Genomic DNA, 26,601 nt, shown 5'->3' with positions numbered 1-26,601 from the left:
CCGCCGGCTCAGGTCTGCGGGAACGAGCTCCCCTGCGGTCGCGCCCCCCGGCGCACCTCCTCGTGGTGGCTGCGCAGGGCGTGCAGCACCGCGCGGTTCACCACCCAGTACAGGGCGCCCAGGAACAGTGCGACCATCAGGAGGTAGGTGAGGAGCCCGATCAGCGACAGCATGCCCGGGACGCTAGCGGGCGGACGGCGGTCCGCCGGTCGCCGCGTCGTAGCGGTCGAGCAGGACGGCGGCGATCCGCTCGTCGGGCAGCAACGGAGCGGTGACGACGTCGGCCCCTGCGCCGCCCAGCTTGTCGTGGAAGTGCCCGGGCGCCAGCAGGTAGGAGGCGACGACGACCCGCTCGGCCCCGGCCCGGCGCGCGGCCGCGACCGCGTCGGGCACCGGCGGCTGCGCGGCCGATCCGTAGCCGGTGGTCACCGGCCCGGCCCACGAGCGCTGCAGCAGGCCAGCGGTGTTCTCGACGTCGGCGACCGAGCGCGGGTCGCTGGACCCGGCCGCCGCGAGCACCACCGCGGTCAGCGGGTCACGGGGGTCGGCACCGGCTTCCACCAGCCGGTCGTGCAGCACGGCGGCCAGCCGGGGGTCGGGCCCCAGCGGCCGCGCCGCGACGGTCCCGGGAGCTCCGGCCACGGCCTGGGCGATGTCGACGTGCACGTGGTAGCCACCCGACAGCAGCAGCGGCACCACCACGGCTGCCCGGTCGTCGGCGGACAGCCCGGCCACCACGTCGACGACGGTGGGTGGCTGCACGTCGACGAAGGCCGCGGTGGTGACCAGTCCCGGCCGCAGCGCACGGGCGGCCAGGGCCAGCTCGGCGATCAGCCGGCGGCCGGTCGGGTTGCGGGTCCCGTGCGCGCAGGCGACCAGGACCGGTGGCTGCGCAGTCACAGGGCCCTGGTGGCGCCGCCGTCGACCGGCACCATCGCGCCCGTGACGAAGGAGGCGGCGGGGGAGAGGAGGAAGGCGGCCGTGCGGCCGAACTCCGCGGGCTCGCCCACCCGGCCCAGCGGGATCGCCGCCTCGGTACGGGCGCGCATGCCCTCCGGATCCCCGGAGGCGGCCTCGATCTCGGCGATCCGGTCGGTCGCCACGCTGCCGGGCATCAGGCCGTTGACCCGGATGCCGCGCGGCCCCAGCTCGTCGGCGAGCGCCTTGGCCGTCATCGCCAGGCCGGGGCGCAGGGCGTTGGAGATGGCGAGGTGGCGGATCGGCTGGCGCACCGACGTCGACAGCACGAAGACGATCGAGGCGCCCTCGCCGAGGTGGGGGACCAGCGTGCGCACCAGCCGCAGCGGACCGAGCAGCACGCTCTCGACCGCCGCCCGCCAGTCGTCCTCCGACGTCTCCAGCACCGAGCCCTGAGCCGGCCCGCCGACGCTCAGCAGCAGGCCGTCGACCCGGCCGAGGCGCTCCGTGGCCTCGGCGACCAGCCGCTCGGCGGCGTCCGGGGCGGCGAGGTCGGCCGGGACGCCGGACGCCGCCGGCGCCCCTCCGAGGGAGGCGACGGCGGCGTCCACGGCGTCGGGGGAGCGGGAGCTGAGCAGCACCCGCGCCCCGTCCTGGACGAGGGCCTGGGCGGTGGCGAACCCCAGCCCCCGGCTCGCGCCGGTGAGCAGGTATCCGCGACCGCCCAGGCCCAGGTCCATCAGGCGGCAGAGCCCCGCAGGGAGCGCAGGACGTACTGCATGATCCCGCCGTTGCGGTAGTAGTTCGCCTCACCGGGGGTGTCGATCCGGACGCGGGCGTCGAACTCGACGTCCCCGGCCTCGACCTTGACCGTGCGGGGCACCGAGCCGTCGTTCAGCGCGGTGATCCCGGTGATGGTGAACTCCTCGTCGCCGGTCAGGCCGAGCGACTCCGCGTTCTGGCCCTCGGGGTACTGCAGCGGCAGCACGCCCATGCCGATGAGGTTGGAGCGGTGGATGCGCTCGTAGCTCTCGGCGATGACCGCCTTGACGCCCAGCAGCGCCGTGCCCTTGGCCGCCCAGTCGCGCGACGAGCCCGAGCCGTACTCCTTGCCGGCCAGCACGACCAGCGGGATGCCGGCGTCGATGTAGGCGCGCGAGGCGTCGTAGATCGTCGTCGTCTCGCCGGTCAGGTGGTTCTTGGTGACGCCACCCTCGGTGCCGGGCACCAGCTGGTTGCGCAGCCGGATGTTGGCGAAGGTGCCGCGGATCATGACCTCGTGGTTCCCGCGGCGCGAGCCGTAGGAGTTGAAGTCGCGACGGTCCACGCCGTGCTCGCGGAGGTACTTGCCCGCGGGGCTGTCGGCCTTGATCGAGCCGGCCGGGGAGATGTGGTCGGTGGTCACCGAGTCACCCAGCACCGCCAGCGTCCGGGCGCCGGTGATGTCCTCGACGGGCGAGGGCTCGGCCGGCATGCCGTCGAAGTACGGGGGCTTCCGCACGTAGGTGCTCTCGCCGTCCCACTCGAAGGTGTCACCGGTCGGGGTGGGCAGGTTCTGCCACTGCTCGGTGCCGGCGAAGACGTCCTCGTAGCTGCGGCCGAACTGCTCCGCGGAGACGGCGTGGTCGATGACCCGCTGGACCTCCTGGGGGGAGGGCCAGATGTCGCGCAGGAAGACGTCGTTGCCGTCGGCGTCCTGACCCAGCGGGTCGTTGTTCAGGTCGACGTCCATCGAGCCGGCCAGGGCGTAGGCGATGACCAGCGGCGGGGAGGCCAGGTAGTTCATCTTGACGTCGGGGTTGATCCGGCCCTCGAAGTTGCGGTTGCCCGAGAGGACCGAGACGACGGCGAGGTCGGCCTCGTTGACCGCGGCCGAGACCGGCTCGGGGAGCGGGCCGGAGTTGCCGATGCAGGTCGTGCAGCCGTAGCCGACCAGGTAGAAGCCCAGCTTCTCCAGGTACGGGGTGAGCTCGGCCTTCTCGTAGTAGTCCATGACGACCTTGGACCCGGGGGCCATCGTCGTCTTGACCCACGGCTTGCTGGTCAGCCCGCGCTCGACGGCGTTCTTGGCCAGCAGCCCCGCACCGATCATGACCTGCGGGTTCGAGGTGTTGGTGCACGAGGTGATCGCGGCGATGACGACGGCGCCGTGGTCGACCTCGGTCTCCGTGCCGTCCTCCATGACGACCTTCGTGGGCTTGCGCGGCCGCTCGTCCACGGCGTGCCCGTCGACGTGGTGCGGCTTGCCGGCCTCACCGTTGCCGTTCTCCGACGGCGCGGCCGGGTCGGAGGCGGGGAAGGACTCCGCCGAGGCCTCGTCGACGGACGACACGACGCCGTAGGGCTGCTCGTTGCCGGGAACGCCGGGCTTGCGGTCCTCGCCACCGGTCTCGTCGGCGGCCACGTAGTCCTTCAGCGCCACGCGGAAGGCGGGCTTGGCGTCGGTGATCGCGACCCGGTCCTGCGGGCGCTTCGGGCCGGCGATCGAGGGGACGACCGTGCCGAGGTCGAGCTCGAGGTACTCGGAGAAGGCCGGCTCGCGCGAGGGGTCGTGCCAGAGGCCCTGCTCCTTGGCGTAGGCCTCGACCAGCGCCACCTGCTGCTCGTCGCGACCGGTAAGCTTCAGGTAGGTGATGGTCTCCTCGTCGATGGGGAACATCGCCGCGGTCGAACCGAACTCCGGGCTCATGTTGCCGATCGTGGCGCGGTTGGCCAGCGGCACGGCGGTCACGCCCTCGCCGTAGAACTCGACGAACTTCCCGACGACGCCGTGCTGCCGCAGCATCTCGGTGATCGTGAGGACCAGGTCGGTGGCGGTGGCGCCGTCCGGCAGCTGGCCGAAGAGCTTGAAGCCCACGACGCGGGGGATGAGCATCGAGACCGGCTGGCCGAGCATCGCGGCCTCGGCCTCGATGCCGCCGACGCCCCAGCCCAGCACGCCCAGGCCGTTGACCATGGTGGTGTGCGAGTCGGTGCCCACGCAGGTGTCGGGGTAGGCCACCGTCCGAGTGCCTTCCGCGGTCTCCTCGGTACGCGGGAAGATCACGCGGGCCAGGTGCTCGATGTTGACCTGGTGGACGATGCCGGTGCCCGGGGGGACGACCTTGAAGTCGCTGAAGGCGCCCTGGCCCCAGCGGAGGAACTGGTAGCGCTCGCCGTTGCGCTCGTACTCGATCTCGACGTTGCGCTGGAACGAGTCCTCGGTGCCGAAGATGTCGGCGATCACCGAGTGGTCGATGACCAGCTCGGCCGGGGCGAGCGGGTTGATCTTCTGCGGGTCCCCGCCGAGCTCGGCCATGGCCTCGCGCATGGTGGCGAGGTCGACGATGCAGGGCACACCGGTGAAGTCCTGCATGACCACGCGGGCCGGGGTGAACTGGATCTCCTGGTCGGGCTCGGCCGACGGGTCCCAGTTGGCGATCGCCCGGATGTGGTCGGCGGTGATGTCCGCGCCGTCCTCGGTGCGCAGGAGGTTCTCCAGGAGAACCTTCAGGCTGAAGGGCAGCTTCTCGGAGCCCTCCACCGCGTCGAGCCGGTAGATGTCGTACTCGGTGCCGTCGACGGTGAGCGTCGCCCGGGCTCCGAAGGTGTCCTTGCTGGCTGCCACTTCTCTGCGCCTACCCCTCGCTGGTTCGTCTGCGCTGGTTTACCACCCACGATCATCCCAGCTCGGCGCGCGGAGTGACCGGTCAGGCGACCCTTCCCTCACCCGGTGACCTGTGTCACGGCTCGCGAAACGCTGCGAGGGGGTCCGGTCCAGGGCGTCCCATCCGTCCGTGCGGGCGCAGCTGTCACTCCTGCGTGCGAATCGGCGGCGAGCCGGGGCGCAGCCTCCCCACCGGGCGGTACGCACCGTTACCGTCCGGCGCCATGACCGTGGTCGACTCACCGGCACCCCTCGTGGCCCCGGCTCCTCCCGCCGTGGCCCGGGCCCTCCGTCCCGCTGCGGAGCCGGGCCGGCGGGTCGGCCCCGCGTGGCTGCCCGTCGTGCTGTGGGTGGGGCTCGCCGTGGCGTTCGCCGCCACCTGCGCCGTCCGCGGGCTGCCCACCGACCGCGTCGTGCTGCTCGGCTGGGTCATCGGCGGCCTCGGCGTGCACGCCGCCACGCAGGGGGCCCGGCGGGTCGGGCGCCTGCTGGCCGACTGGCTGCCGCTGGTCGCCGCCCTGCTCGCCTACGACGCCAGCCGTGGACTGGCCGACGGTCTCGGCATGCCGGTCGCCGTCCAGGAGCTGGCCGACGCCGACCGGTGGTTCGGCGGCGGCGTGCTGCCCACGGTCTGGCTGCAGGAGCAGGTGCAGGCCGACTGGTGGAAGGCGCTCGCGACGCTGGTCTACAGCAGCCACTTCGTCGTGACCCCGGTCGTGCTGGCCGTGCTGTGGGTGCGCAACCGTGAACGCTGGGCGCGGTGCGCCCGGCTGGTCGTGGCGCTGTCGGTCGCCGGCCTGACCACCTACGTGCTCTACCCCGCGGCGCCGCCCTGGCTGGCCGCCAAGGAGGGGGTCATCGAGCCGGTCGCCCGGATCACCAGCTCCGGCTGGTCGGTGCTGGGGCTGCCGAAGGCCGGCGTGCTGCTCGACCACGGCCAGGGCCAGGTGAACCTCGTGGCTGCGGTGCCGTCGCTGCACACCGCGTTCGCCGTGCTCATGTGCGCGGTGCTGCTGCCGATGGCGCGGTGGTGGTGGCAGCGGGCGGTGCTCGTGGCCTACGCCGTCACGATGCCGTTCGTCCTGGTCTGGGGCGGCGAGCACTACGTCGTCGACACCCTCCTCGGGGCCGCCTACGCCGTCGGCGTCGTGCTCCTCATGCCGTCGATGGAGCGCGCCGGGCGCCGGGTGCTCCAGGGGGCGGCCCTGCGCCTGCCCGCCCTACCGTGGCGGGCGTGACCGGCGCCGTCCCCGACCCCCTGCCCGACTGGCTCAGCGCGGCCGCGCGCATCACCGTGCTCACCGGCGCGGGCATCTCCACCGACAGCGGCATCCCCGACTACCGCGGGCCCAACGGCGTCTGGACGCGCGACCCGGACGCCGAGAAGCTCGTGACGCTGTCCTACTACGTGGCCGACCCCGACATCCGGCGCCGGGCATGGCTCATGCGCCGCGACATGGGCGCGCTCGACATCCGCCCCAACGCCGGTCACGACGCGCTGGTCGGCCTCGAGCGGCAGGGGCGGCTGCGCACGCTGATCACCCAGAACGTCGACGGGCTGCACCAGGCCGCGGGGTCGACCCCGGAACGGGTGCTGGAGATCCACGGCACCGTCCACGAGGTCGAGTGCCTGGGCTGCGGGGACCGCACGTCCATGGACGATGCCTTGGCCCGGGTCGCCGCGGGTGAGCCCGATCCGGCCTGCCTCGTCTGCGGCGGCATGCTGAAGTCGGCCACCATCAGCTTCGGGCAGATGCTGGACCCGGCGGTCATCGAGGCCGCCGTCGACGCCGCGGCGGACTGCGACGTGTTCCTCGCCGTCGGGACGTCGCTGACCGTGCACCCGGCGGCCGGGCTGGTCGACCTCGCCGCCCGGCACGGGGCCCGCGTCGTCGTCGTCAACGCCGAGCCGACGCCGTACGACGACGTCGCCGACCTGGTCGTCACCGAGCCCATCGGGACGGCGCTCCCGCCGCTGCTCGCCGCCCCCGCCTGACCGCGTCCTGGCTCGCCGTTCCGGGTCCTGGCTCACCATCGGTGCCGAGCCAGGACCCGGAACGATCAGGTCTCCTGATCATTCCGGGAGGGCCGGGTGGACCGGGTCGTCGGCGTCGTCGGTGGCCGATAGCGTGACGGCGACCACGTCGACGGCCGGCCCGACCGGCCCCGCCTCGAGGAGCCGGCATGCGCGTGCCTCTGACCTCCCGCGACTTCCTGGACCGGGCCGAACTGGTCTACGGCGACCGGGTCGGCGTCGTCGACGAGCCGACCCAGCCCGCCCCGTCGCTGGGCGAGGTCTCCTACCGCGAGGTGGCCCGGCGCGGTCGCGCCCTGCAGGCCGGGCTGGACGAGCTGGGCATCGGCGAGGGGGAGCGGGTGGCGATCGTCAGCCACAACTCCGCCCGCCTGCTGGAGCTGCTGCTGTCCGTGCCGTCCTCGGGCCGGGTGGCCGTGCCGATCAACTTCCGGCTCTCGCCGGAGGAGGTCACCTACATCGTCGGGCACTCCGGCGCCCGGGTCCTGCTGGTCGACCCGGAGCTGGAGACGTCGCTCAAGGGCGTGCGCGCCGAGCACCGGTTCGGCACGGGGGAGGAGTACGAGCAGCTGCTGCGCCACGACACCGAGCCGCGGCCGTGGGCGGAACCGGACGAGGACGCCACCGCCACCATCAACTACACGAGCGGGACGACGGCGCGGCCCAAGGGCGTGCAGATGACCCACCGCAACATCTGGGTCAACGCGGTCACCTTCGGCATGCACATGCAGATCTCCGACCGCGACGTCTACATGCACACGCTGCCGATGTTCCACTGCAACGGCTGGGGACTGCCCTACGCGATGGCCGGGGTGGGCGCCCGCCAGGTGGTGATCCGCAAGATCGACGGCGCCGAGATCCTCCGCCGCGTCGACCAGCACGGCGTCACGGTCATGGCCGGGGCGCCGGCGGTCTGGAACGCCGTCCTGGACGCCGCCGCCGACTGGGACGGCGAGATCCCCGGACGCGACCGGGTGCGGATCATCGTCGCCGGCGCACCGCCGCCGTCGCGGACCATCGCCCGGGTCGAGGCCGAGCTCGGGTGGGAGTTCAACCAGATCTACGGCCTGACCGAGACCGCCCCGCTGCTGACGATCAACCGTCCGCGCGCGGAGACCGACGGGCTGGAGCCGGAGGAGCGGGCGCGGTCGCTGTCGCGCGCCGGTGTCCCGTCCCTGGGCACCCGGCTGCAGATCAGCGAGTCCGGCGAGGTGCTGGCGCGGAGCAACACCGTGCTGGCCGGCTACTGGGAGAACCCCGACGCCTCGGCGGAGGCGCTGGCGGACGACTGGTTCCACACCGGCGACGGCGGTTCGCTGGACCAGGACGGCTACCTGACCATCTCCGACCGCAAGAAGGACGTGATCATCACCGGTGGGGAGAACGTCTCCTCGATCGAGGTGGAGGACGTCGTCTTCAGCCACCCGGCGGTCGCCGAGGTCGCGGTCATCGGCGTCCCCGACGAGAAGTGGGGCGAGCTGGTGACGGCGATCGTCGTGCTCGCCGAGGGGGAGCAGGCCACCGAGGCCGACATCATCGCCCACTGCAAGGCGCGGATCGCCGGCTACAAGGCGCCCAAGCGGGTCGAGTTCCGCGACGAGCTGGCCCGCACCGCCACCGGCAAGATCCAGAAGTTCAAGCTCCGGCAGGACTTCTGGTCCGGCTCGGAGCGCCAGGTGAACTGACGCCGCGCTCCCCGGCGCGGGCCTCGTAGCCCGTCCGTGTCATCTCCCCCCTCGGGGGGAGACGACGTCGCCGACCCCTCCGCTCCTCACCCGATCTGGTCGATCCGGGACTGGTGCACCCGACGGGTGCACGACACCAGTCGCCGACCGGCACGCCCTCCGGGGTCGTATCGGCCAACGGAGGAGTCAGGTTCGTGAGCGAGCAGGTCGCACGGTTCGGAACGGTCCGCGCAGGTGTCCGCTGGGCGGCCCGCGGGGTCGGGATCGGGGTCGCCGGCGTCCTCCTCCTCGGAGCCGTGCCGGGGGTTGCTGCGGCCGCCCCGCGGAACCCCAGCGACTCCCAGCTCTCCGATGCCCAGCAGGCGCGTACCGACGCCGCCGCGCGCGTCGGGGAGATCACCGCGCAGCTGGCGCGGGCCAGGGCCGACGCCGACGCCGCGCACCAGGCGGCGCTCATCGCGCTGCAGGACTACGAGGACAAGCAGGGGGCCTACGAGACGGCGCGGGTCGCCGCCGACGCCGCTGCCGCCGCGGCCGCGCACGCCGAGACCGAGCTGCGGGGCGGACGCGACGACGTGGCCGCCTTCGCGCGGGACAGCTACATGCAGGGCACCACCGCCCCGGGCATGACTGCGCTGCTGAGCGCTGAGGGACCGGGCGAGCTCATCGAGCGCGCGGCGCTGCTCGACGCCGCCGGCACGCACCGGGTCGACGTCGTCGCCCAGCTGACCGTGCTCGAGGTGCAGGCCAAGGACGCCGAGCAGGTCGCCACGCAGTCGCTCTCCGCGGCCGGTGAGCTCCAGGCGCAGGCCGCCGTGCTGCTGGACAGCGCCCAGACGCAGGAGGTCTCCGCCCGCGCCCAGGCCGACGCGATCGACGCCCAGGAGGACGCCCTGCAGGGCGAGCTCGCGCAGGCGCAGCAGGTGCTCAGCGGCCTGGAGGGCGCCCGGGCCGCCGCTCAGCAGGAGGCCGCCCGGCAGGCCGCGGCACGGCAGGCCGCGACCACCCGCCCGTCGGCGTCCGCCCCGGCCCCGGGGCCGTCGCCCGCGCCGGCACCCACGCCGTCCCCGACGCCCACGCCGTCGCGCCCGCGTCCGGTCCCCATCGGTGGCGAGGCCGGTGCACCGTCGGTCTCGGCTGCGCAGACCGCCATCGCGGCCGCCCGCTCGCAGATCGGCGTCGCCTACTCGTGGGGCGGCGGCGGGAGCAACGGCCCCGGCTACGGCATCGCCCCCGACACCCAGGTGTTCGGCTTCGACTGCTCCGGCCTGACCCAGTACGCCTACGCCCGCGCCGGCATCTCCATCGGCGGGACCAGCCGCGACCAGTGGTGGCTCAACCGCACCAAGCAGGTGGGCGTGGGCAACCTGCAGCCCGGTGACCTGCTGTTCTGGGGCAGCGACCGGTACGACTACATGTCGATCACCCACGTGGCGATCTACATCGGCAACGGGCAGATGATCGAGGCCCCGGACCGCGGGAAGCACGTGACGATCTCGCCGGCGCGGACCTCGAGCTCCACCTACTTCGGAGCGGTCCGGCCATCGGCCTGAGCGGCCGGGCGGCGCCGGAGGGGCGCCGGGAGTGTGAGGCGTCGGGCAGCCACGGGGGGAGCTGCCCGACGCGCCGCCCAGACTAGCAGTCCCGACGCCCTCGGGGCAGGGGTCGCAGCGGTTCTCCGCGACCCGCCGGACGACGTGCCGCGTCGCTGCACCGACGGCAGCCACCACCCGGGCAACGTGTAGGACACTGGTCGTGGGGTCGGGACGACACCGCCCCGTCGACGGCCCGCTCGTACCCGCGGGCCGCGGCCCGGCACGACCAGGGAGCCCCGTGAGCGAGCTTGCGCGCGAGCCGAACAGGACCGCACCGTCGGGGATCCCGACGACGAGCGTCGGCGAGGGGATCGCGTGACCACCACGCCACTGGAGAACCCGTCGGCACCCGTGCCGCCGTCGGTCGACGCCGCTCGGCTGGAGCGCGTGCTCTTCGAGATCAAGCGGGTCATCGTCGGCCAGGACCGGCTGGTCGAGCGGATGCTGGTCGCCCTCCTGGCCCGAGGCCACGTGCTGCTCGAGGGCGTGCCGGGTGTGGCCAAGACCCTCGCCGTGGAGACGCTGGCGAGGGTCGTGGGCGGGAACTTCGCGCGCCTGCAGTTCACCCCTGACCTGGTGCCGGCCGACATCATCGGTACCCGCATCTACAAGGCCGGGCAGGACGCCTTCGACACCGAGCTGGGTCCGGTGTTCGCGAACTTCGTGCTGACCGACGAGATCAACCGCGCCCCGGCCAAGGTGCAGTCGGCGCTGCTGGAGGTCATGGCCGAGCGCCAGGTGTCCATCGGTGGCGTCACGCACAAGCTGCCCGACCCCTTCCTCGTGCTGGCCACCCAGAACCCGATCGAGTCCGAGGGCGTGTACCCGCTGCCCGAGGCCCAGCGCGACCGCTTCCTCATGAAGGTGCTCGTCGACTACCCGAGCGCCGAGGAGGAGCGGGAGATCATCTACCGGATGGGCTCCGAGCCGCCGGTCGCCGAGACGGTGCTGGGCCCCGACGAGCTGCGCCGGCTGCAGCGGACCGCCTCGCAGGTGTTCGTGCACCACGCCCTGGTCGACTACGTCGTCCGGCTGGTCGTGGCCACCCGCTCGCCGCGGGAGCACGGCATGGAGGACGTCGCCAACTGGGTCTCCTACGGCGCCAGCCCGCGTGCCTCGCTCGGCCTGATCGCCGCCTCCCGGGCCCTGGCGCTGGTGCGCGGCCGTGACTACGTGCTCCCGCAGGACGTCCTCGACGTCACCGCCGACGTGCTCCGTCACCGGCTGGTGCTCTCCTACGACGCCCTGGCCGACGGCGTCCCGGCCGACCACATCGTGAAGCGGATCGTGCAGACCGTGCCGCTGCCGCAGGTCGCCCCGCGGCAGCAGGCGACCGGCAACGCCCCCGGCGGGCACGGCGGGCCGTCGGTGCCGGCGGGCCCCGGCCCCTTCTACGGCCCGCCGCAGGGCGTCCCCAACGGCGCTCCCTGGGGCGGACCGCAGCAGCCGGGCGGTCCCGGTGGCTACGGCCCCGGCCCGCAGGGCAACGGCGGCGGCCCCGGCCCGCAGGGCAACGGTGGCCCCGGCGGCTCCACCGCGGCCGGGTCCCAGGGCCACGGCAACGGGGCGACGCCGGGATCGCAGCCGGCGTGATCCTCCGCCGTCGGCGGGAGGAGACGCTCCCGGACGCACCCGAGCACCCCGGCCTGCTGCTGCACCCGGCGACGCCGGGCTCGGGGGTCGACGGCGGGGACGGCGACGGCGACGGCGCCCCGCCGCGCTTCACCGACGGGCCGGCCGACGTGCTGCTCCGCCGGCTGGAGCTGACCGTCCGCCGTCGGCTCGACGGACTCCTCCAGGGCGACCACCTCGGTCTGGTGCCCGGATCGGGCAGCGAGGCGGGGGACTCCCGGACCTACCACCCGGGCGACGACGTCCGGCGGATGGACTGGCCGGTCACCGCCCGCACCCAGGTGCCGCACGTGCGGGAGACCATCGCCGACCGGGAGCTGGAGACCTGGGCGGTCGTCGACCTGTCGGCGAGCCTGGACTTCGGCACCGCGAACTGCCAGAAGCGCGACCTGGCCATCGCCGGGCTGGCCGCCGTCGGGCACCTCACCGTGCACGGCGGCAACCGGCTGGGCGCCGTCGTCACGACGGGGGAGCGGGTCGACCGCCACCCGGCGCGCCCGGGCCGGCTGAACGCCGAGCGGCTGCTGCGCTCGGTGGTGGCCACGCCGCGGGCGGCCAGCGGCCGCCGCGGTGACCTGGCGCAGGCCCTCGAAGCGCTGCGTCGTCCGCCCCGCCGGCGCGGGCTCGTCGTCGTCATCTCCGACTTCCTGGGCGACAGCGACTGGGAGCGCCCGCTGCGCGGTCTCGGGGCGCGGCACGACCTGCTCGCCGTCGAGGTGCTGGACCCGCGGGAGCTGGAGCTGCCCGACGTCGGGCTGCTCACCGTGGTGGACCCGGAGAGCGGGCAGACCCTCGAGGTGCCCACCGGCAACGCGGAGTTCCGCGCCCGGTACGCCGCGGGTGCGGCCGCCCAGCGCGAGCGCGTGGCCGCCGCCATCCGCCGGGCCGGTGCCGGGCACCTGCAGCTGCGCACCGACCGCGACTGGCTCATGGACGTCGTCCGATTCGTCGCTGAACGCCGGCGTGCCGGCAACGGAGGGGCTTCCCGATGACCTTCCAGTCCCCGTGGTGGCTGCTGGCCCTGCTGGTGGTCGCCGCGCTGGTCGCGGTCTACGTGCTGCTGCAGCTGCGCCGCAAGGCGTACGCGGCGCGGTTCACCAACGTCGCGCTGCTCGGCTCGCTGGTGCCCAAGCGGCCCGGCTGGAAGCGCCACCTCGCCTTCGGTGTGGTGGCGCTCGGTCTGGCCACGCTGGTCGTGTCGCTCGCCGTGCCGAGCACCGAGGTCCGGGTGCCCCGGGAGAAGGCGACCGTGGTGATGGCCGTCGACGTGTCGCTGTCCATGGAGGCCCGCGACGTCGAGCCCACCCGGTTCCAGGTCATGAAGCGGTCGGCCACCGACTTCGTGGACATCCTCCCGGAGCGGATCAACCTGGGGCTGGTGTCCTTCGCCGGCACCGCGACCACGGTGGTCCCGCCGACGACCGACCGGGCGCAGGTCGCCCTGGCGATCCAGAACCTCGACCTGGCCGAGGCGACGGCGATCGGCGAGGCGGTGTTCACCTCCCTCTCGGCGATCGAGAACTTCCAGACGGCGCTGGAGGGCAACGGCGAGGAGCTGCCGCCGGCCCGCATCGTGCTGCTCTCCGACGGGTCGAACACCGTCGGGCGGGACCTGACCCAGGCCATCGACGCGGCCCGTTCGGCCGGCGTCCCCGTCTCGACCATCGCGTTCGGCACCGACTACGGCACGCTCGACATCGACGGCGAGAACGTGCCGGTGCCGGTGGACCGGGCGGCGCTGGAGCAGATCGCCGACGAGACCGGCGGCAGCTTCAGCGAGGCGGCCAGCGCCGCCGAGCTCGAGCAGGTCTACGCCGACCTCGGCAGCCAGATCGGGTACACCACCGAGCCGCAGGACATCAGCCCCTGGTTCGTGCGGGCCGGCGTCCTCGTGGTGCTGGTCGGTGCGGTCCTCAGCCTGTTCTGGACCAACCGGCTGGTCTGAGGCCCGACCGGAGTGCGGGCGCCGGCGGCTCGAGCCGCCGGCCCATCCGGTCGATGCAACTTCCAAGGGAACGACGGACGAGGAGAGGCGGACGCGTGCGACAGGTCGTGGGTCGAGGTCGGACGGGCCCCCGCCGGTCCGGAGGGCGGATCGCTGTCCTCGCGGTCGTCGCGGCCGTCGGGCTGGGCGTCGCCCCGGGAACTGCCGCGGCGGCGCCGGCCGACGACGAGGCCGCGGCCGCCGCCCAGGTCACCGACCTCCTGACGCAGGCGGGCGCGGCGCAGGCGGTGTTGGACGCGGCGGTGGCCGATGCCGCGGCCGCCGTGGGCAGGTACGAGGGGGAGCGGGCGTCGGTCGAGGGGGCGCGGGCAGCCGCGGTGACCGCCCGCGCCGCTGCCACGGCCGCGCGCACCGAGTTGGACGCGGCGCGCGTGGGCCTGGTGGCCTTCGCCCGCAGCAGCTACATGCTCGGCAGTACGTCGCCGCGGCTGCGGGCGCTGGTGACCTCCGGTGGACCGGCGCAGATGCTGGAGCGGGCGGCGCTGCTCGACGCCGCCGGCCAGGCGCGGTCGGAGGTCGTCGAGGAGTTCGCCGTCCGGCAGCGGGAGGCGACCGACTCCGAGGCCGAGGCGGCCACCGCCCTGGCCGGGGCCGCGGTGCTCGAGGAGCAGGCCGCCGTCGCCCTCGCTGCCGCCCGGCAGGCCGAGGCCGACGCCCGGCGGACGGTGACCGAGGTCGAGACGCGGCAGGCCGCGCTGCAGGTCCAGCTGGAGCAGGCGCGGGAGGCGGTGGTCGAGGAGCAGCGCCGGCAGGCGGCCGAGCAGGAGCCGAGGCCCGCGCCCGCCGCCCCGGCCCCTGCCGTGCCGGCTCCCGCCGTACCGGGCCCTGCCGTGCCGCGGCCGGCGCCGGTGGTCCCGCTCCCCGGCGCGGGCAACGACTGGGACGCCGTCGCGCGGTGCGAGTCCGGCGGCAACTGGAGCATCAACACCGGGAACGGCTACTACGGCGGCCTGCAGTTCTCGGCGTCCACGTGGACCGGGTTCGGCGGCGCCGAGTTCGCTCCCCGGGCCGACCTGGCGACGCGGGAGCAGCAGATCGCCGTCGCGGAACGGGTGCTCGCGGTGCAGGGCCGCGGCGCCTGGCCGACCTGCGGCCGGAACCTCTGAGCGCCGGCCGGCGCCGGCTCAGGCGGAGCCGGAACCTCCCGCGGCGGGGAGGACCGGCACCAGCAGGGAGGAGTCGTACCGGCCGCCGGTGTGCACCCGGTGCGTGCCGCGGTTCACGGCGTCCTCGTGCCGGGCATAGGTGAGCGGCTCCGGATAGCGCAGGACGTCGCTGCCCTGCACCACGAGCAGCAGGCGCTCGCCCGCCTCGAACCGGGTGCCGGACGGCCACACCTCGATGTCCAGGTGGACGACCTCGTCGGGGGTCATGGGCAGGTCCCGGCGGTGGGCGAGCACCGGCAGGTAGGGGGTCGACCGTTCCTCGTCGCGCTCGCGGCGGGAGGCGCGCTGCCAGCCGACGGCGACGGGCCCGTCCTCGAACTGCGCGTAGTAGGGGAACCCGACCTGCCGGCCCTCGGCGTCGAGCTTGAACAGGGCGACGAAGACGTCCATGTCCTCGCCCGCCGACGTCGACACGTGCAGCTGCGCCGTGATGTGCCCGACCAGGTCGACCGGCTCGTCGAACCGCATTTCGAAGGTGGCCCGGCGGGGTCCCAGGCCGCTGCCCAGGCCGTCGTACTCCGCGACCTCCTCGTCCTGTGCGGGATCCCAGCCCATCGAGGCGTCCCCGGCGCGCAGGTGGAGCGTGCGGTACTCGACGTCCTCCAGCGGCCACTGCTCCGCCGTCCGGTGGACACCCCGGTCGAAGCCGGTCCGGACCTCGGCGCGCACTCGCGGCCAGCTCTCGATGCCGGTGTCCCGGCCCAGCAGGAAGTGGTCGAAGAAGGCCCGCTGCCGCTCCACCTGCTCGGGCTCGTAGTAGTAGGCCCACTTCTTGCGGCCGTGGACGTCCAGCCACTTCTGCGCCGACGAGATGCGCCGGAAGCCCTCCAGGGTGCCGCGGGTGTGCAGGCCCTGGTCGGCCCAGCTGGCCACCACGAACGCCGGCACCCGGATCTCCTCGAGCCGGGCGCTCTTGGACTCCCAGAACGAGTCGTAGAACGGGTGCGCCGCCGTCTCGGCCTCGAGGTCCTCGATCTCGGTCGCGCTGGCCCCCCAGCGCTCCCAGATGTAGGGCCAGAACGAGGTCTCCGGGATGCCGCCGTGCCGGGCGACCTCGCGGTAGGTGTCGCTCCAGCCCTCCCACGGGTTGATGGCCGCCAGGTGCGGCGGGTTCAGCTCCGCGACGCGCCACTGGGACACCGTCAGGTAGGAGACGCCGGACAGCCCCACCTTGCCGGCGCTCCACGGCTGGGTGCCGGCCCACTCGATGAGGTCGGCGAACGCCCGGGCCTCCTGCGGCGAGCAGTACGTGGCCCGGCCCTCGGAGTACCAGGTGCCCGGGATGTCGGCCAGCACGATGGCGTAGCCGTGCGGCACCCAGTACTCCGGGTCGGGTGCCTCGAACGTCGTCAGCTCGCCGGTGTGCTCGGGCTGCACCCCGCTGGCGGGGTAGATGACGCCGATCGGCGCGGGGTTGTGCTTGCCGTACGGCGACCAGCTCACCAGCGGAGCGGCGGGGACGTCGGTGTCCGGCCGGTACACGTCGACGTAGACGTGCTCCCCGGATCCGCCGACCCGGACGGCGATGTCGCGCTCGATCACCATGCCGGGCCGGTGCTCCCGGCGGTACTCCGGCGGGCGGCCCGCCCGGGACTCCGGGGTGCTGCGCGGTGCGCGGAAGAGCAGGTCGACGTCGGTGGGGTGCACGGATCTCCTCGGGTCGGGCTCCCGGCGGCTGCCGGCCGGGTGGCCGGGGTCGGCGCGGGCCGTCAGTCGACCGTCGTCACCGGGAAGTAGGTGTTGAAGAAGTCGTCGGCCTCGGCCGGGTTCTCCTCGAACAGCCGGATGGACACGATGCGGTCGTCCTCGAACTCGTACAACGCGTGGCGCAGGGCCGCGAGCGTAACGCCGAACCGGGGCAGCGCGAAGGTCTCGCGGTAGTGGCTGAGCCCGAACCGCTCGTCGCCCACCAGGCTGAAGTACTCCTCCTTCTGCCGCACCGTGCCCAGCGTGGCGAGGGTGGGGAGGTAGTCCGATGCCATCCACTCCTTGGCGCGGTGGTGCGCCCCGGAGAAGACGTTGTTGCCGGGCACGTGCAGGGTGCAGTCGTCGCTCCACAGGGAGAGCGCGTGGCGCTTGGCGTCCGGTTCGTCAGCCACCAGCCCGTCGTAGTAGCGGCGGAGGTGCTCGACCGGGAGGAGCGACATGGATGACCTCTGGGGTAGCGACGCGGGAACGGCTTCGACTGGGACTCCTCCCTGATGGGTCGGGACTTCGAGCCGTACCACCCGCGTCCGGTGGAGGTCCGCTGGGAGGAGGGGAACGTCTTCGGCCCGCCGAGCCGGCTGCTGGAGTTCCCGGTCTCCTGGTTCCTCGACGACTTCCCGCCCACGGAGTACGTACCCCGGGTGAGCCCGGGGCTGGGGTCGACCGAGGTGCTGTTCCAGCGCTGGAAGGACCACTTCGACTACGCCTACGAGCGGGTCCCGAACGCCGTGCTGGCCCTCACCGTGCACCCGCAGACGATCGGCCGGGCGCACCACATCCTCATGCTCGAGCGGCTGCTGGAGCACATGGCGGGGCACGACGGCGTGTGGTTCGCCGCGCTGAGCGACATCTACGACGTGTGGACCGACGACTGAGCACGGCAGGAGCACCAGACGTGGCCGACGGCGTGGAGTACCCGGTCCCCGGCCTGTCCGAGCCGGTGGAGATCCTCGTCGACGAGTGGGGCGTCCCGCACCTGTACGCCGGCTCGCGGGACGACGTCTTCCTGGCGCAGGGCTTCAACGCCGCCCGGGACCGGCTGTTCCAGATCGATCTGTGGCGCCGCCGCGGTCTCGGGCAGCTGTCCGAGGTCTTCGGCGCCGAGCACGTGGAGCGCGACCGTGCCGCGCGGCTGTTCCTCTACCGGGGGGACATGCGCGCGGAGTGGCTCTCCTACGGCTCGGACACCAAGCGGGTCGTCAGCGCCTTCGTCGCCGGGATCAACGCGTTCGTGCGCCTGGCGCGGGCGGATCCGGCCCACCTGCCGCCCGAGTTCGTCGAGCTCGGCTACCTGCCCGCACTGTGGGAGCCGGCCGACGTCGCGCGGATCCGCAGCCACGGGCTGTTCTACAACCTGGAGCAGGAGGTGGCGCGCGCCCGCACGCTGCGCGACTTCGGCCCCGAGGTGGAGGAGCTGCGCCGGGTGCGCGAGCCCGCCGCACCGCTCGTCGTCCCCGACGGCCTGGACCTCTCGCTGATCCCGGACGACGTGCTGCGCGTCTACCGGCTGGCCACGACCCCGCCGGTGCTCTCGGAGGTCGTCGCGGACCCCGGCCCGCGGTACGACCCGGAGGGCAGCAACAACTGGGTGCTGGCCGCGTCCCGGACGGCGACGGGGCGGCCGATCCTGGCCAACGACCCGCACCGCGCGCTGACCCTGCCGGCGCTGCGCTACCTGGCCCACCTGTCCGCACCCGGCCTGGACGTCATCGGCGGGGGAGAGCCGGCCCTGCCGGGGATCTCCATCGGTCACAACGGCCGGATCGCCTTCGGGCTGACGATCTTCGCGATCGACCAGGAGGACCTCTACGTCTACCGCACCAACCCGGACGACCCGCGGGAGTACTGGTACGACGGCGGCTGGTCCCGCATGCGCGTGGTGCGCGAGACGGTGCGATCGGGCCCCGACGACGAGCAGCCGGTGGAGCTGGTGTTCACCCAGCATGGCCCGGTCGTGTTCGAGGATCCCGACCGGCACACGGCCTTCGCCGTCCGGGCGGCCTGGCTGCAGCCGGGCATGGCGCCCTACCTCGGCAGCATGGACTACATGGGCGCGCCGGACCCGGACGCGTTCGTCACCGCGATGAACCGCTGGGGTGCCCCCGGGGAGAACCAGATCTACGCCGCACCGGACGGCACGATCGGCTGGCAGCCCGCCGGGCTCGTCCCGGTCCGGCCGAACTGGGACGGCACCCTGCCGGTGCCCGGCGACGGCAGGTACGAGTGGGACGGCTTCTACGACGGTGACCAGCTGCCCTCGGCGAGGAACCCCGAGGAAGGCTGGTTCGCCACCGCCAACGAGATGAACCTGCCGGCCGACCACCCCAACGCGGAGCGGACGGTCAGCTACGACTGGTACGCGGCCGTGCGCCACGAGCGCATCGCCGAGCGGCTCGGTTCGCGGGACGCCTGGTCGGTGCAGGACTGCGTGGAGCTGCAGACCGACTACGTGAGCGTGCCGGCCCGGCGCATCGTGGCCGAGCTGGCGCGGCTGGTGCCGTCCAGCAGCGAGGACGTCGTGCAGCGAGCCCTGGACCTGCTGCTGGGCTGGGACGGCGAGGAGGGGCCCCGGTCGGCGGCGGCCGCGCTGTTCGAGATCTGGTACCGCCGGCACCTGCGTCCGGGCCTGCTGGGCGCGGCGCTGGCCCGGCTGCTGCCGGAGGACCGGCGGGCGGAGGCGCTGGCGCGGATCTCGCCGGTCGAGGACACCTCGGCGGACTGCCGGGTGGACCTGGACCTGCTGCTGCGTCCGGGCGACCGGCTCGGGCCGGACCCGGACCGGGTCCTCGCCGACGTGCTGGCGCGCTCGCTCGCGTCGGCGTGGGGCGAGGTGCGGGAACTGCTGGGGGAGGACCCGGCGGCGTGGGAGTGGGGCGCGGTGCACCGTGCCCGGCTGCGCCACCCGCAGGCCGACCTGCTCGGTCCCGAGCACGCCGCCTGGAGCGAACTCGAGACGGTGCCCCGCGGCGGCAGCGGTGACACGGTCGGCTGCTGCACCTACGACCGGCACTTCACCCAGACCGTGGGGGCGAGCTTCCGGCTGGTCGTCGACGTCGGCGGCTGGGACGACAGCGTGGCGATGAACTCGCCGGGCCAGTCCGGCGTGCCCACGAGCGAGCACTACCAGGACCTCCTCGGCCCGTGGGGACGGGACGAGTCGTTCCCGCTGCTCTACAGCCGGGAGCGGGTGCTGGAGCACCTCGGGCACCGCATCGTGCTGGTCCCCGCACCCGAGCCGGACCCGCAGGAGTGACCCGCCGACGGAGGAGCCCGCACGCCGCCATGGCGCCGCCGCTCCTCGACATCCCGTCCAGCCGGGCCGGGCGCGCTGGACGCGCCGTCCATCACCCGGCAACGGAACCCGCGCCTACCGTTCGAGCACCGCACATCGAGGAGGAACCGTGAGCGTCGTCGAGCAGGCAGTTGCCGTGGGTGGACCCGAGCTGGAGCAGGTGCGCCGGCTGGTCACCGAGATCCCCGGCCCGCGCAGCCGCGAACTGGCCGCGCGCCGCGCCGCGGCCCTCCCCGCCGGCCTCACCAGCGCCCAGCCCGTCTTCGCGGCGGCCGGTGGCGGTGGCGTCCTCGTCGACGTCGACGGCAACAGCTTCATCGACTTCGGCAGCGGCATCGCGGTGACCAGCGTCGGGAACAGCGCGGCGCGGGTCGTCGCGCGGGCCACGGAGCAGCTCCAGCAGTTCACCCACACCTGCTTCCTGGTGAACCCCTACGAGGGCTACGTCGAGGTGTGCGAGGCGCTCAACCGGCTGACGCCCGGCGACCACGAGAAGCGGACGGCGCTGTTCAACACCGGCGCCGAGGCGCTGGAGAACGCCGTGAAGTACGCCCGGATGGCCACCGGCCGGACCGGCGTGGTCGTCTTCGACCACGCATACCACGGCCGCAGCATGCTCACGATGGCCATGACGGCGAAGAACACGCCCTACAAGAAGGGCTTCGGTCCGCTGGCCGGCGAGGTCTACCGCTCGCCGATGGCCTACCCCTACCGCGCGCCCGGTGGTGCCGAGCGGGCCACCGCCGACGCCCTCGCCGCGCTGCGCGACCTCATCGACGTGCAGGTGGGCGCCGACCAGATCGCCTGCGTGGTGCTGGAGCCCATCCAGGGGGAGGGCGGCTTCATCGTCCCCTCGCCCGGCTTCTTCCCGGCCGTCGCGGAGCTCTGCCGCGAGCGCGGGATCCTCTTCGTCGCCGACGAGGTGCAGACCGGCTTCGCCCGCACCGGCGACATGTTCGCCTGCGAGCACGAGGGCGTCGTCCCGGACCTGATCACCACCGCGAAGGGGCTGGCCGGCGGTCTCCCGCTGGCCGCCGTCACGGGTCGGGCCGAGATCATGGACACCGTGCACCCCGGCGGGATCGGCGGCACCTACAGCGGCAACCCGGTGTCCTGCGCGGCCGCCCTCGGCGTGATCGAGTCGATCGAGCAGGAGGGGCTGGTCGAGCGGGCCCGCCAGATCGGCACCGCCTTCCTCGGCCGGCTGCGCGAGATCGCCGCCTCCTCGCCTGTCGTCGGCGACGTCCGGGGCCGCGGCGCGATGATCGCGGTGGAGCTCGTCCGCCCCGGTACGACCGAGCCCGACCCGGCCGCCGTCGCCGCCGTCGTGAAGTACTGCCAGGAGCGCGGGCTGCTGGTGCTCACCGCCGGCACCTACGGCAACGTGCTGCGCTTCCTGCCGCCGCTGGTTATGCCCGACCACCTGCTGGCGGAGGGCCTGGACATCCTGTCCGAGGCCTTCGCCGCCCTCTGACGCCGACGACGGACCCGGGAGCCGGAACCTTGACCGCCACCACCACCCCCACGCCAACGGTCGCGCTGCAGAACCTCATCGACGGCCGGTGGCAGGACGGGCACGGGGAGGACCTGGTGTCCACCAACCCGTCCCGCCCCGACCAGGCGGTCGGCACCGGCGCCCTCGCGGGCACCGACGAGGTGGACCAGGCCGTCGCCGCCGCCACCCGCGCGGCCGCCTCCTGGCGGCGCACGCCGCACCACGAGCGGGCCGGTGTGCTCTCCCGGGCGGCGGCGATCGTGGAGCAGAACGCCCAGACGTGGGGGCACGAGCTGGCCGCGGAGGAGGGCAAGACCCGGCCCGAGGGCATCGGGGAGGTGCTCCGGGCGGCGCAGATCCTGCGCTTCTTCGCGGGTGAGGCCGACCGCGAGGCGGGGGAGACGTACGCGTCGCCGCGCCGTGGGGAGCGGATCCTGGTGACCCGGCGCCCGGTCGGCGTCGTCGCCGTCATCACGCCGTTCAACTTCCCGATCGCGATCCCGGCCTGGAAGATCGCCCCGGCGCTGTCGTACGGCAACACCGTCGTCTGGAAGCCGGCGAGCCTCGTGCCGGTTCTGGCGCTCCGCCTGGCGCAGGCGCTGCACGACGCCGGGTTGCCTCCGGGGGTGCTCAACCTGGTTCTCGGCGGCGGCGCGACGGGCGGGCACCTCGTCGACCATCCCGGCGTGCACGCCGTCACCTTCACCGGCTCGACCGGCGTCGGCCGCTCCATCGCGGCCGCCTGTGCGGCCCGCGGGGTGCCGATCCAGGCCGAGATGGGCGGCAAGAACGCCGCCGTCGTGCTGGACGACGCCGACCTCGACCTGGCGGTGGAGCAGGTGCTGCTCGGCGCCTTCCGGTCGACCGGCCAGAAGTGCACCGCGACGTCCCGGCTCATCGTCACCGACGGGATCGCCGACGCCTTCGTCGACGCCTTCGCGCGCCGCGCCCGGTCGCTCGTGGTCGGGGACGCGGTGGCCGAGGGGACGCAGATGGGCCCGCTGGTCAGCGCCGACGCGCGCGCCACCGTGCACTCCGGCGTCGAGGCGGCGCTGGCCCAGGGGGCGGTTCCGCTGGCCGGCGGCAGCGCGTTCCCCGGCGGCTCGCTCGCCGACGGCTGGTTCATGGCACCCACGGTGCTCGAGCTGCCGTCGACCGACCTGGAGCTGTGGCGGGAGGAGCTGTTCGGTCCCGTCGTCGGGGTCGTGCGGGCCCGCGACACCGCCGAGGCGTTCGAGCTGGCCAACGACAGCGCCTTCGGCCTGTCCGCCGCGGTCTTCACCAACGACCTGGCGCGGGCGCTGGACGCCGTCGACGAGATCGACGTCGGCATGCTGCACGTGAACTCCGAGACGGCCGGCGCCGACCCGCACGTGCCCTTCGGCGGGACGAAGCAGAGCGGCTACGGACCCAAGGAGCAGGGGCGGGCCTCGCGCGAGTTCTTCACGCACACCACGACGGTCTACCTGCGCGGTGGTGGCCCGGCGTGACGCCGGGAGCGCTGGACTCGCTGCTCATCGCCGACTTCAGCCGGGTGCTGGCGGGCCCGTACGTCACCATGCTGCTGGGCGACCTCGGCGCCGAGGTGGTCAAGGTGGAGCACCCCTCCGGTGACGACACCCGCGCCTGGGGGCCGCCGTTCGGACCGGACGGGACGGCCACGTACTTCGCCGGGGTCAACCGCAACAAGCGCTCCGTCTCGCTCGACCTGCGGACGCCCGAAGGGGCCTGGGCGGCCCGCGAGCTGGTCTCCCGGGCGGACGTGGTGGTGGAGAACTTCCGCACCGGGTCGATGGCGCGGCTGGGGCTGGGGCCGGAGACGTTGCTGGCGGAGCGCCCGGAGCTCGTCTACTGCTCGATCACCGGGTTCGGCAGCGGTGACGGCGCCGCGATGCCGGGCTACGACCTGCTGGTGCAGGCCGTCGGGGGACTGATGAGCATCACCGGTCCGCACCCCGGCGAGCCGACCAAGGTGGGCGTGGCCCTGGTCGACGTCATCACCGGGCTGCACGCGGGCGTCGGGATCCTCGCGGCGCTGCGGCACCGCGAGCGGACCGGCCAGGGGCAGCACGTCGAGGTCAACCTGCTGAGCAGCCTGCTGTCGGCGCTCACCAACCAGTCCAGCGGCTACCTCGGTGCCGGGGTGGTGCCCACCATCATGGGCAACCGGCACCCGAGCATCGCCCCGTACGAGGTGTTCCCGACCGCCGACCGCCCGCTGGTCCTCGCGGTCGGCAACGACCGGCAGTTCGCCGCGCTGGCCGCCGTCCTCGGTGCGCCGGAGCTGGCGACGGACGACCGGTTCGCGACGAACACGACGCGCGTGCAGCACCGCGCCGCGCTGGCCGACGAGCTGAGCGGTCTGCTGCAGCGGGCCGGGGCGGACGAGTGGTTCGACCGGCTGACCGCCGCGGGCGTGCCGGCCGGTCCGATCAACGACCTCGCGGACGCGTTCGCGCTCGCCGCCCGGCTGGGGCTGGAGCCGACCGTGACGGTCCCCGGCTCGCCGGTGCCCGGAACGGCGCACCCGGTGCGGATGTCGGCCACGCCGGCGACGTACCGCCTCCCGCCGCCCGCGCTCGGGTCCTGACTCCGCCGCGCCCCGGTCGCCCGATCAGGTCCGCTGTCGCGGAGTGCGCCGTCCCCGGCCATCTGCGGCTCTACGCTGTGTCCCGGTCGGCCGCGGACAGTGGCCACGGCGTCCAACGGGAGGCGACATGGCGGTGACCGTCGGCCGGCTGCTCACCGACCGCCGGCTGGGGCTCACGCTGGTCGCCGGGGCGCGCGGCGCCGACCGTCCGATCACCTGGGCGCACGCCATCGAGCTGGAGGACCCCACTCCCTGGCTCGGCGGCGGGGAGCTGGTGATGACGACGGGCCTGCGCCTGTCGGCGGACCCCGCCGAGCAGCGTGCCTACGTGCGGCGGCTGCACGCCCGGGGTGTCACCGCCCTCGCGCTGGACACCGGCACCCGCCACACGTCGTTCCCGAGGAGCTGGTCGCCGAGGCCGATCGGCTGGACCTCCCGGTCCTGGCCGTCGACGCGCAGGTGCCGTTCATCGCGATCGGCCGGGCCGTCGCCGAGGCGCTGGCCGCCGACGACGAGGCCGCGGCCAAGCGGGTGGTGGACCAGCAGCAGCGGCATGCCCGGGCGACGCTGGAGGGCGGTATCCCGGCACTCGTCGATGCGCTGGCGGTCACGCTCGGCGCGGACGTGCTGGTCCTCGACGTCCGCGAGCACGTCCTGGCATCCGCCGGGCGCCAGGTGGCGCAGCGCCAGCAGGCGCTGCTCGCGCGCGCCCGGCGCTCCGGGGCCAACGGCGTGCACGTCGACGCGACCGGGTGCCTGACCAGCCAGGCGCTGGGCGTGAGCACGGTGCGGCTGGGGCGGATCCTGGTGGCGACGCCGGCGCCGCTCACCTCGACGCAGCGGCTGCTGGTCAGCCACGCCGTCTCGCTCATCTCGATCGAGCTGGAGAAGCCGGCCGAGCTGGTGACCGTGGAGCGCCGGCTGCAGGCCCGTCTGCTGGAGGCGCTGCTGTCCGGGGTCCTGGACGACGACCTCGGGCAGCTCCGCCACTTCGGATTCGCACCGGACGGCGAGGTCGTCGTCCTCGTGCTGACCGAGACCGGCTCCGTGCTCACCGCCGATCGCGTGCTGGCGGAGGCGCTGGGCAGCGCCGGGGTGCCGCACCTGAGCGCGGCCGAGGAGGACACGGTGACCGTGCTGCTCCCCGCGCAGGCGGACGCCGGGCTGCCCGAGCGCATCCAGTCGGCGCTGCGGGCGGGTCTGCGGCGCGGTGTCAGTGCCGGGCTGGGCGGCCCGGTGCCGCTCGGCCGCGCGGCGGTCAGCCGGCGTCAGGCCGAGGCGGCCGCGCGGGTGAGCCGGACCAGCGGGCGGGCCCTGAACCGGTTCGACGAGCTCGGGACCTACGACGTCCTGCTGGGCGGGCAGAGCCAGGAGGCGCTCAGCGCCGTCGCCTCGGCGGCGCTCCGGCCGCTCGACGAGTACGACGCCGCGCGCGGCGGCGAACTCGTGGCCACGCTCGAGGCGTTCCTGGCGCACAACGGCCAGTGGGAGACCGCGGCGGTGGCACTGGGCGTCCACCGGCACACCGTCCGGAACCGGATCAGCAGGGCGGAGTCGCTGCTGGGCAAGGACCTCGAGTCCGCGCACGTGCGCGCGGAGCTGTGGCTGGCCGTGAAGGCCCGGGAGCTGTCGCGGCTTCGTTCCTGAGCGGACGCGCGACAGCCCCCGGGACGCTCAGCGCGCGGGGTCGAGGACGAGCTTGCCGGTGGTGCGGCGGGCCAGCAGGTCCTGGTGGGCGTCCTTGACGTTGGACATCGGGTAGCGGCCGCCGACGACGGGCTTCAGCTCGCCGGCGTCGACCATGGCCAGCAGGTCGTTCATCGCGGCGTCCATCATCTGCGGACGGGCCATGCAGTGGGCCAGCCAGAAGCCGATGACCGCGCGGCTCTTCTGCATGAGCATGCCCGGCGGGACCGACGGCGTCTCCTGCCGTGCGGCCATGCCGTAGGTGACCAGCCGGCCGAACGGGGCGAGCGCGGACAGCGAGCCGCTGAAGACGTTGCCGCCGGTCATCTCGAGCACGATGTCCACCGGCTTGCCGCCGTTGGCCTCGCGCAGCGCGCCGGTGAACTGCTTCGGGTCGTCGTCGGCCAGTGCCGGGTCGACGGTGGCGTGCGCGCCGAGCTCCTCGGCCAGTGCCCGCTTCTCCGGGCTCGAGGCGGTGGCGATCACCCGGCCGGCGCCCCAGCGGCGGGCGAGCTGCACGGCCAGCGAGCCGACGCCGCCGGCGCCGGCGATGACGACGACGGACTCGCCCTCGGCCAGGTGCGCGCTGGTGCGCAGCAGGTGCCAGGCGGTCGAGCCCTGCAGAACCGTGGCCAGCGCCTGCTCGTCGCTGACGCCGTCGGGCACCGCCCAGGTGAGGACGTCGTTCGCGACGACCTTCTCGGCGTAGCCGCCGCCGTCGAGCAGGCCGACGACGCGCTGGCCGCCACCGACCGGGGTGCCGACGAACTCCGCGCCCGGGATCAGCGGCAGCTGCTGGGCGGCGAGATAGCTGTTCTCGATCTGGTGGGTGTCGGCGTAGTTCACGCCGGCGGTGGAGACGTCGTAGACCTTCTGGCCCTCACCGGGGACGGGGTCAGGGAGATCGACGACGTCGAGGACTTCGGGTCCTCCGAAGCGGGTGATCTGGACAGCGCGCATGCAGGTCAGGCTAGGGCCTCGTCCCTCGGGCGGCGGACGGTTGAGTCCAACGCCCTGAGCAGCCTTCCGGTCAAGCGCGCACCAGCTATGTCCCCACGTGGCTCGTCGACATCCCGAAAGTGTCAGTGCTCGGTGCCATGGTCGTCGCGAAGGTTCGAATCGACGGCGTCAACTTCATGGTCGGCGCTC

The 26,601-nt window shown here is 73.9% G+C and carries 21 protein-coding genes and 1 pseudogene; 15 read left to right on the top strand and 7 right to left on the bottom strand.

Features of this window, described 5'->3' with window-relative positions; genetic code table 11:
* Window positions 1-8 precede the first annotated feature (8 nt).
* From GCU60_RS05070 to GCU60_RS05055, 4 genes are read right to left on the bottom strand one after another with little or no spacing between them, the layout of a single operon-like run.
* Window positions 9-173 carry a hypothetical protein gene (locus tag GCU60_RS05070; protein WP_163202813.1) on the bottom strand — a complete coding sequence of 55 codons (165 nt, stop codon included), beginning with the start codon at window positions 171-173 and terminating at the stop codon, window positions 9-11.
* Between the two features lie 10 nt (window positions 174-183).
* The gene (locus GCU60_RS05065) at window positions 184-900 is read right to left on the bottom strand and encodes a CbiX/SirB N-terminal domain-containing protein (RefSeq protein WP_163202812.1); all 717 of its coding nucleotides are present in this window, start codon (window positions 898-900) and stop codon (window positions 184-186) included.
* A complete protein-coding gene (locus tag GCU60_RS05060; protein WP_163202811.1) occupies window positions 897-1,658 on the bottom strand; it encodes an SDR family oxidoreductase in 762 nt (253 codons plus the stop codon). The genes GCU60_RS05065 and GCU60_RS05060 overlap by 4 nt, the downstream gene beginning before the upstream one ends.
* Window positions 1,658-4,525: an aconitate hydratase AcnA gene (locus GCU60_RS05055; protein WP_163202810.1), complete on the bottom strand. Its 2,868-nt coding sequence runs from the start codon at window positions 4,523-4,525 to the stop codon at window positions 1,658-1,660. The genes GCU60_RS05060 and GCU60_RS05055 overlap by 1 nt, the downstream gene beginning before the upstream one ends.
* A 263-nt stretch (window positions 4,526-4,788) precedes the next feature.
* Between GCU60_RS05055 and GCU60_RS05050 the strand changes: the two genes are divergently transcribed.
* The 8 genes from GCU60_RS05050 to GCU60_RS21485 all read left to right on the top strand — a co-directional run bounded on the left by GCU60_RS05050 (window position 4,789) and on the right by GCU60_RS21485 (window position 14,622).
* Window positions 4,789-5,802, top strand: a complete 1,014-nt coding sequence (locus GCU60_RS05050) for a phosphatase PAP2 family protein (RefSeq protein WP_163202809.1) — start codon at window positions 4,789-4,791, stop codon at window positions 5,800-5,802.
* Window positions 5,799-6,560: a Sir2 family NAD-dependent protein deacetylase gene (locus GCU60_RS05045; RefSeq protein WP_163202808.1), complete on the top strand. Its 762-nt coding sequence runs from the start codon at window positions 5,799-5,801 to the stop codon at window positions 6,558-6,560. Before GCU60_RS05050 ends, GCU60_RS05045 begins: the two co-directional genes overlap by 4 nt.
* 188 nt (window positions 6,561-6,748) lie before the next feature.
* Window positions 6,749-8,284 carry a long-chain-fatty-acid--CoA ligase gene (locus tag GCU60_RS05040; RefSeq protein ID WP_163202807.1) on the top strand — a complete coding sequence of 512 codons (1,536 nt, stop codon included), beginning with the start codon at window positions 6,749-6,751 and terminating at the stop codon, window positions 8,282-8,284.
* Window positions 8,285-8,478: 194 nt separating this feature from the next.
* Entirely contained in the window at window positions 8,479-9,837 is a 1,359-nt protein-coding gene (locus GCU60_RS20115) for a C40 family peptidase (protein WP_345770401.1), read from the top strand.
* A 357-nt stretch (window positions 9,838-10,194) separates the two neighbouring features.
* The gene (locus GCU60_RS05030) at window positions 10,195-11,472 is read left to right on the top strand and encodes an AAA family ATPase (protein WP_163202806.1); all 1,278 of its coding nucleotides are present in this window, start codon (window positions 10,195-10,197) and stop codon (window positions 11,470-11,472) included.
* Window positions 11,469-12,503, top strand: a complete 1,035-nt coding sequence (locus tag GCU60_RS05025; RefSeq protein ID WP_345770400.1) for a DUF58 domain-containing protein — start codon at window positions 11,469-11,471, stop codon at window positions 12,501-12,503. Before GCU60_RS05030 ends, GCU60_RS05025 begins: the two co-directional genes overlap by 4 nt.
* Window positions 12,500-13,456 (top strand): VWA domain-containing protein, encoded by a 957-nt coding sequence (locus GCU60_RS05020; RefSeq protein WP_163202805.1) that lies wholly within the window; start codon window positions 12,500-12,502, stop codon window positions 13,454-13,456. The genes GCU60_RS05025 and GCU60_RS05020 overlap by 4 nt, the downstream gene beginning before the upstream one ends.
* Window positions 13,457-13,551: 95 nt before the next feature.
* Complete coding sequence (locus GCU60_RS21485; RefSeq protein WP_345770399.1) at window positions 13,552-14,622, top strand: transglycosylase family protein; 1,071 nt, start codon at window positions 13,552-13,554, stop codon at window positions 14,620-14,622.
* An 18-nt stretch (window positions 14,623-14,640) separates the two neighbouring features.
* Here the strand turns inward: GCU60_RS21485 and GCU60_RS05010 are convergent, their stop codons facing one another.
* Complete coding sequence (locus GCU60_RS05010) at window positions 14,641-16,329, bottom strand: CocE/NonD family hydrolase (protein ID WP_163202804.1); 1,689 nt, start codon at window positions 16,327-16,329, stop codon at window positions 14,641-14,643.
* A 62-nt stretch (window positions 16,330-16,391) separates the two neighbouring features.
* The gene (locus tag GCU60_RS05005; RefSeq protein ID WP_163202803.1) at window positions 16,392-16,829 is read right to left on the bottom strand and encodes a hypothetical protein; all 438 of its coding nucleotides are present in this window, start codon (window positions 16,827-16,829) and stop codon (window positions 16,392-16,394) included.
* Between the two features lie 54 nt (window positions 16,830-16,883).
* Between GCU60_RS05005 and GCU60_RS05000 the strand changes: the two genes are divergently transcribed.
* From GCU60_RS05000 to GCU60_RS21480, 7 genes and pseudogenes are all read left to right on the top strand, one after another.
* Window positions 16,884-17,264, top strand: coding sequence for a hypothetical protein (locus tag GCU60_RS05000; RefSeq protein ID WP_163202802.1), 381 nt, complete (start codon window positions 16,884-16,886; stop codon window positions 17,262-17,264).
* A 20-nt stretch (window positions 17,265-17,284) separates the two neighbouring features.
* Complete coding sequence (locus GCU60_RS04995) at window positions 17,285-19,642, top strand: penicillin acylase family protein (RefSeq protein ID WP_204261454.1); 2,358 nt, start codon at window positions 17,285-17,287, stop codon at window positions 19,640-19,642.
* 148 nt (window positions 19,643-19,790) lie between these two features.
* A complete protein-coding gene (gabT, locus tag GCU60_RS04990) occupies window positions 19,791-21,155 on the top strand; it encodes a 4-aminobutyrate--2-oxoglutarate transaminase (protein ID WP_163202801.1) in 1,365 nt (454 codons plus the stop codon).
* 29 nt (window positions 21,156-21,184) lie between these two features.
* Window positions 21,185-22,666 (top strand): aldehyde dehydrogenase family protein, encoded by a 1,482-nt coding sequence (locus GCU60_RS04985; RefSeq protein WP_163202800.1) that lies wholly within the window; start codon window positions 21,185-21,187, stop codon window positions 22,664-22,666.
* Entirely contained in the window at window positions 22,663-23,766 is a 1,104-nt protein-coding gene (locus GCU60_RS04980) for a CoA transferase (protein ID WP_163202799.1), read from the top strand. Before GCU60_RS04985 ends, GCU60_RS04980 begins: the two co-directional genes overlap by 4 nt.
* Before the next feature lie 127 nt (window positions 23,767-23,893).
* Window positions 23,894-24,154, top strand: a pseudogene (locus GCU60_RS22025) (PucR family transcriptional regulator ligand-binding domain-containing protein); the annotation flags it as partial.
* A 71-nt stretch (window positions 24,155-24,225) separates the two neighbouring features.
* A complete protein-coding gene (locus GCU60_RS21480) occupies window positions 24,226-25,413 on the top strand; it encodes a PucR family transcriptional regulator (RefSeq protein ID WP_345770398.1) in 1,188 nt (395 codons plus the stop codon).
* A gap of 27 nt (window positions 25,414-25,440) precedes the next feature.
* Here the strand turns inward: GCU60_RS21480 and GCU60_RS04970 are convergent, their stop codons facing one another.
* The gene (locus GCU60_RS04970) at window positions 25,441-26,412 is read right to left on the bottom strand and encodes a quinone oxidoreductase family protein (protein ID WP_163202798.1); all 972 of its coding nucleotides are present in this window, start codon (window positions 26,410-26,412) and stop codon (window positions 25,441-25,443) included.
* Window positions 26,413-26,601 lie beyond the last annotated feature (189 nt).

Source organism: Blastococcus saxobsidens (assembly GCF_010682065.1).
Taxonomy (GTDB): domain Bacteria; phylum Actinomycetota; class Actinomycetes; order Mycobacteriales; family Geodermatophilaceae; genus Blastococcus; species Blastococcus saxobsidens_B.
This window is presented reverse-complemented; position numbering and strand designations above follow the sequence as displayed.

Excerpts from the sequence above, each read along its gene's own strand:
- GCU60_RS04970 (WP_163202798.1), bottom strand. The coding sequence starts at position 26,412 with ATGCGCGCTGTCCAGATCACCCGCTTCGGAGGACCCGAAGTCCTCGAC.
- GCU60_RS05040 (WP_163202807.1), top strand. The coding sequence starts at position 6,749 with ATGCGCGTGCCTCTGACCTCCCGCGACTTCCTGGACCGGGCCGAACTG.
- GCU60_RS05020 (WP_163202805.1), top strand. The coding sequence starts at position 12,500 with ATGACCTTCCAGTCCCCGTGGTGGCTGCTGGCCCTGCTGGTGGTCGCC.
- GCU60_RS05005 (WP_163202803.1), bottom strand. The coding sequence starts at position 16,829 with ATGTCGCTCCTCCCGGTCGAGCACCTCCGCCGCTACTACGACGGGCTG.
- GCU60_RS05000 (WP_163202802.1), top strand. The coding sequence starts at position 16,884 with ATGGGTCGGGACTTCGAGCCGTACCACCCGCGTCCGGTGGAGGTCCGC.
- GCU60_RS05050 (WP_163202809.1), top strand. The coding sequence starts at position 4,789 with ATGACCGTGGTCGACTCACCGGCACCCCTCGTGGCCCCGGCTCCTCCC.
- GCU60_RS05070 (WP_163202813.1), bottom strand. The coding sequence starts at position 173 with ATGCTGTCGCTGATCGGGCTCCTCACCTACCTCCTGATGGTCGCACTG.
- GCU60_RS05060 (WP_163202811.1), bottom strand. The coding sequence starts at position 1,658 with ATGGACCTGGGCCTGGGCGGTCGCGGATACCTGCTCACCGGCGCGAGC.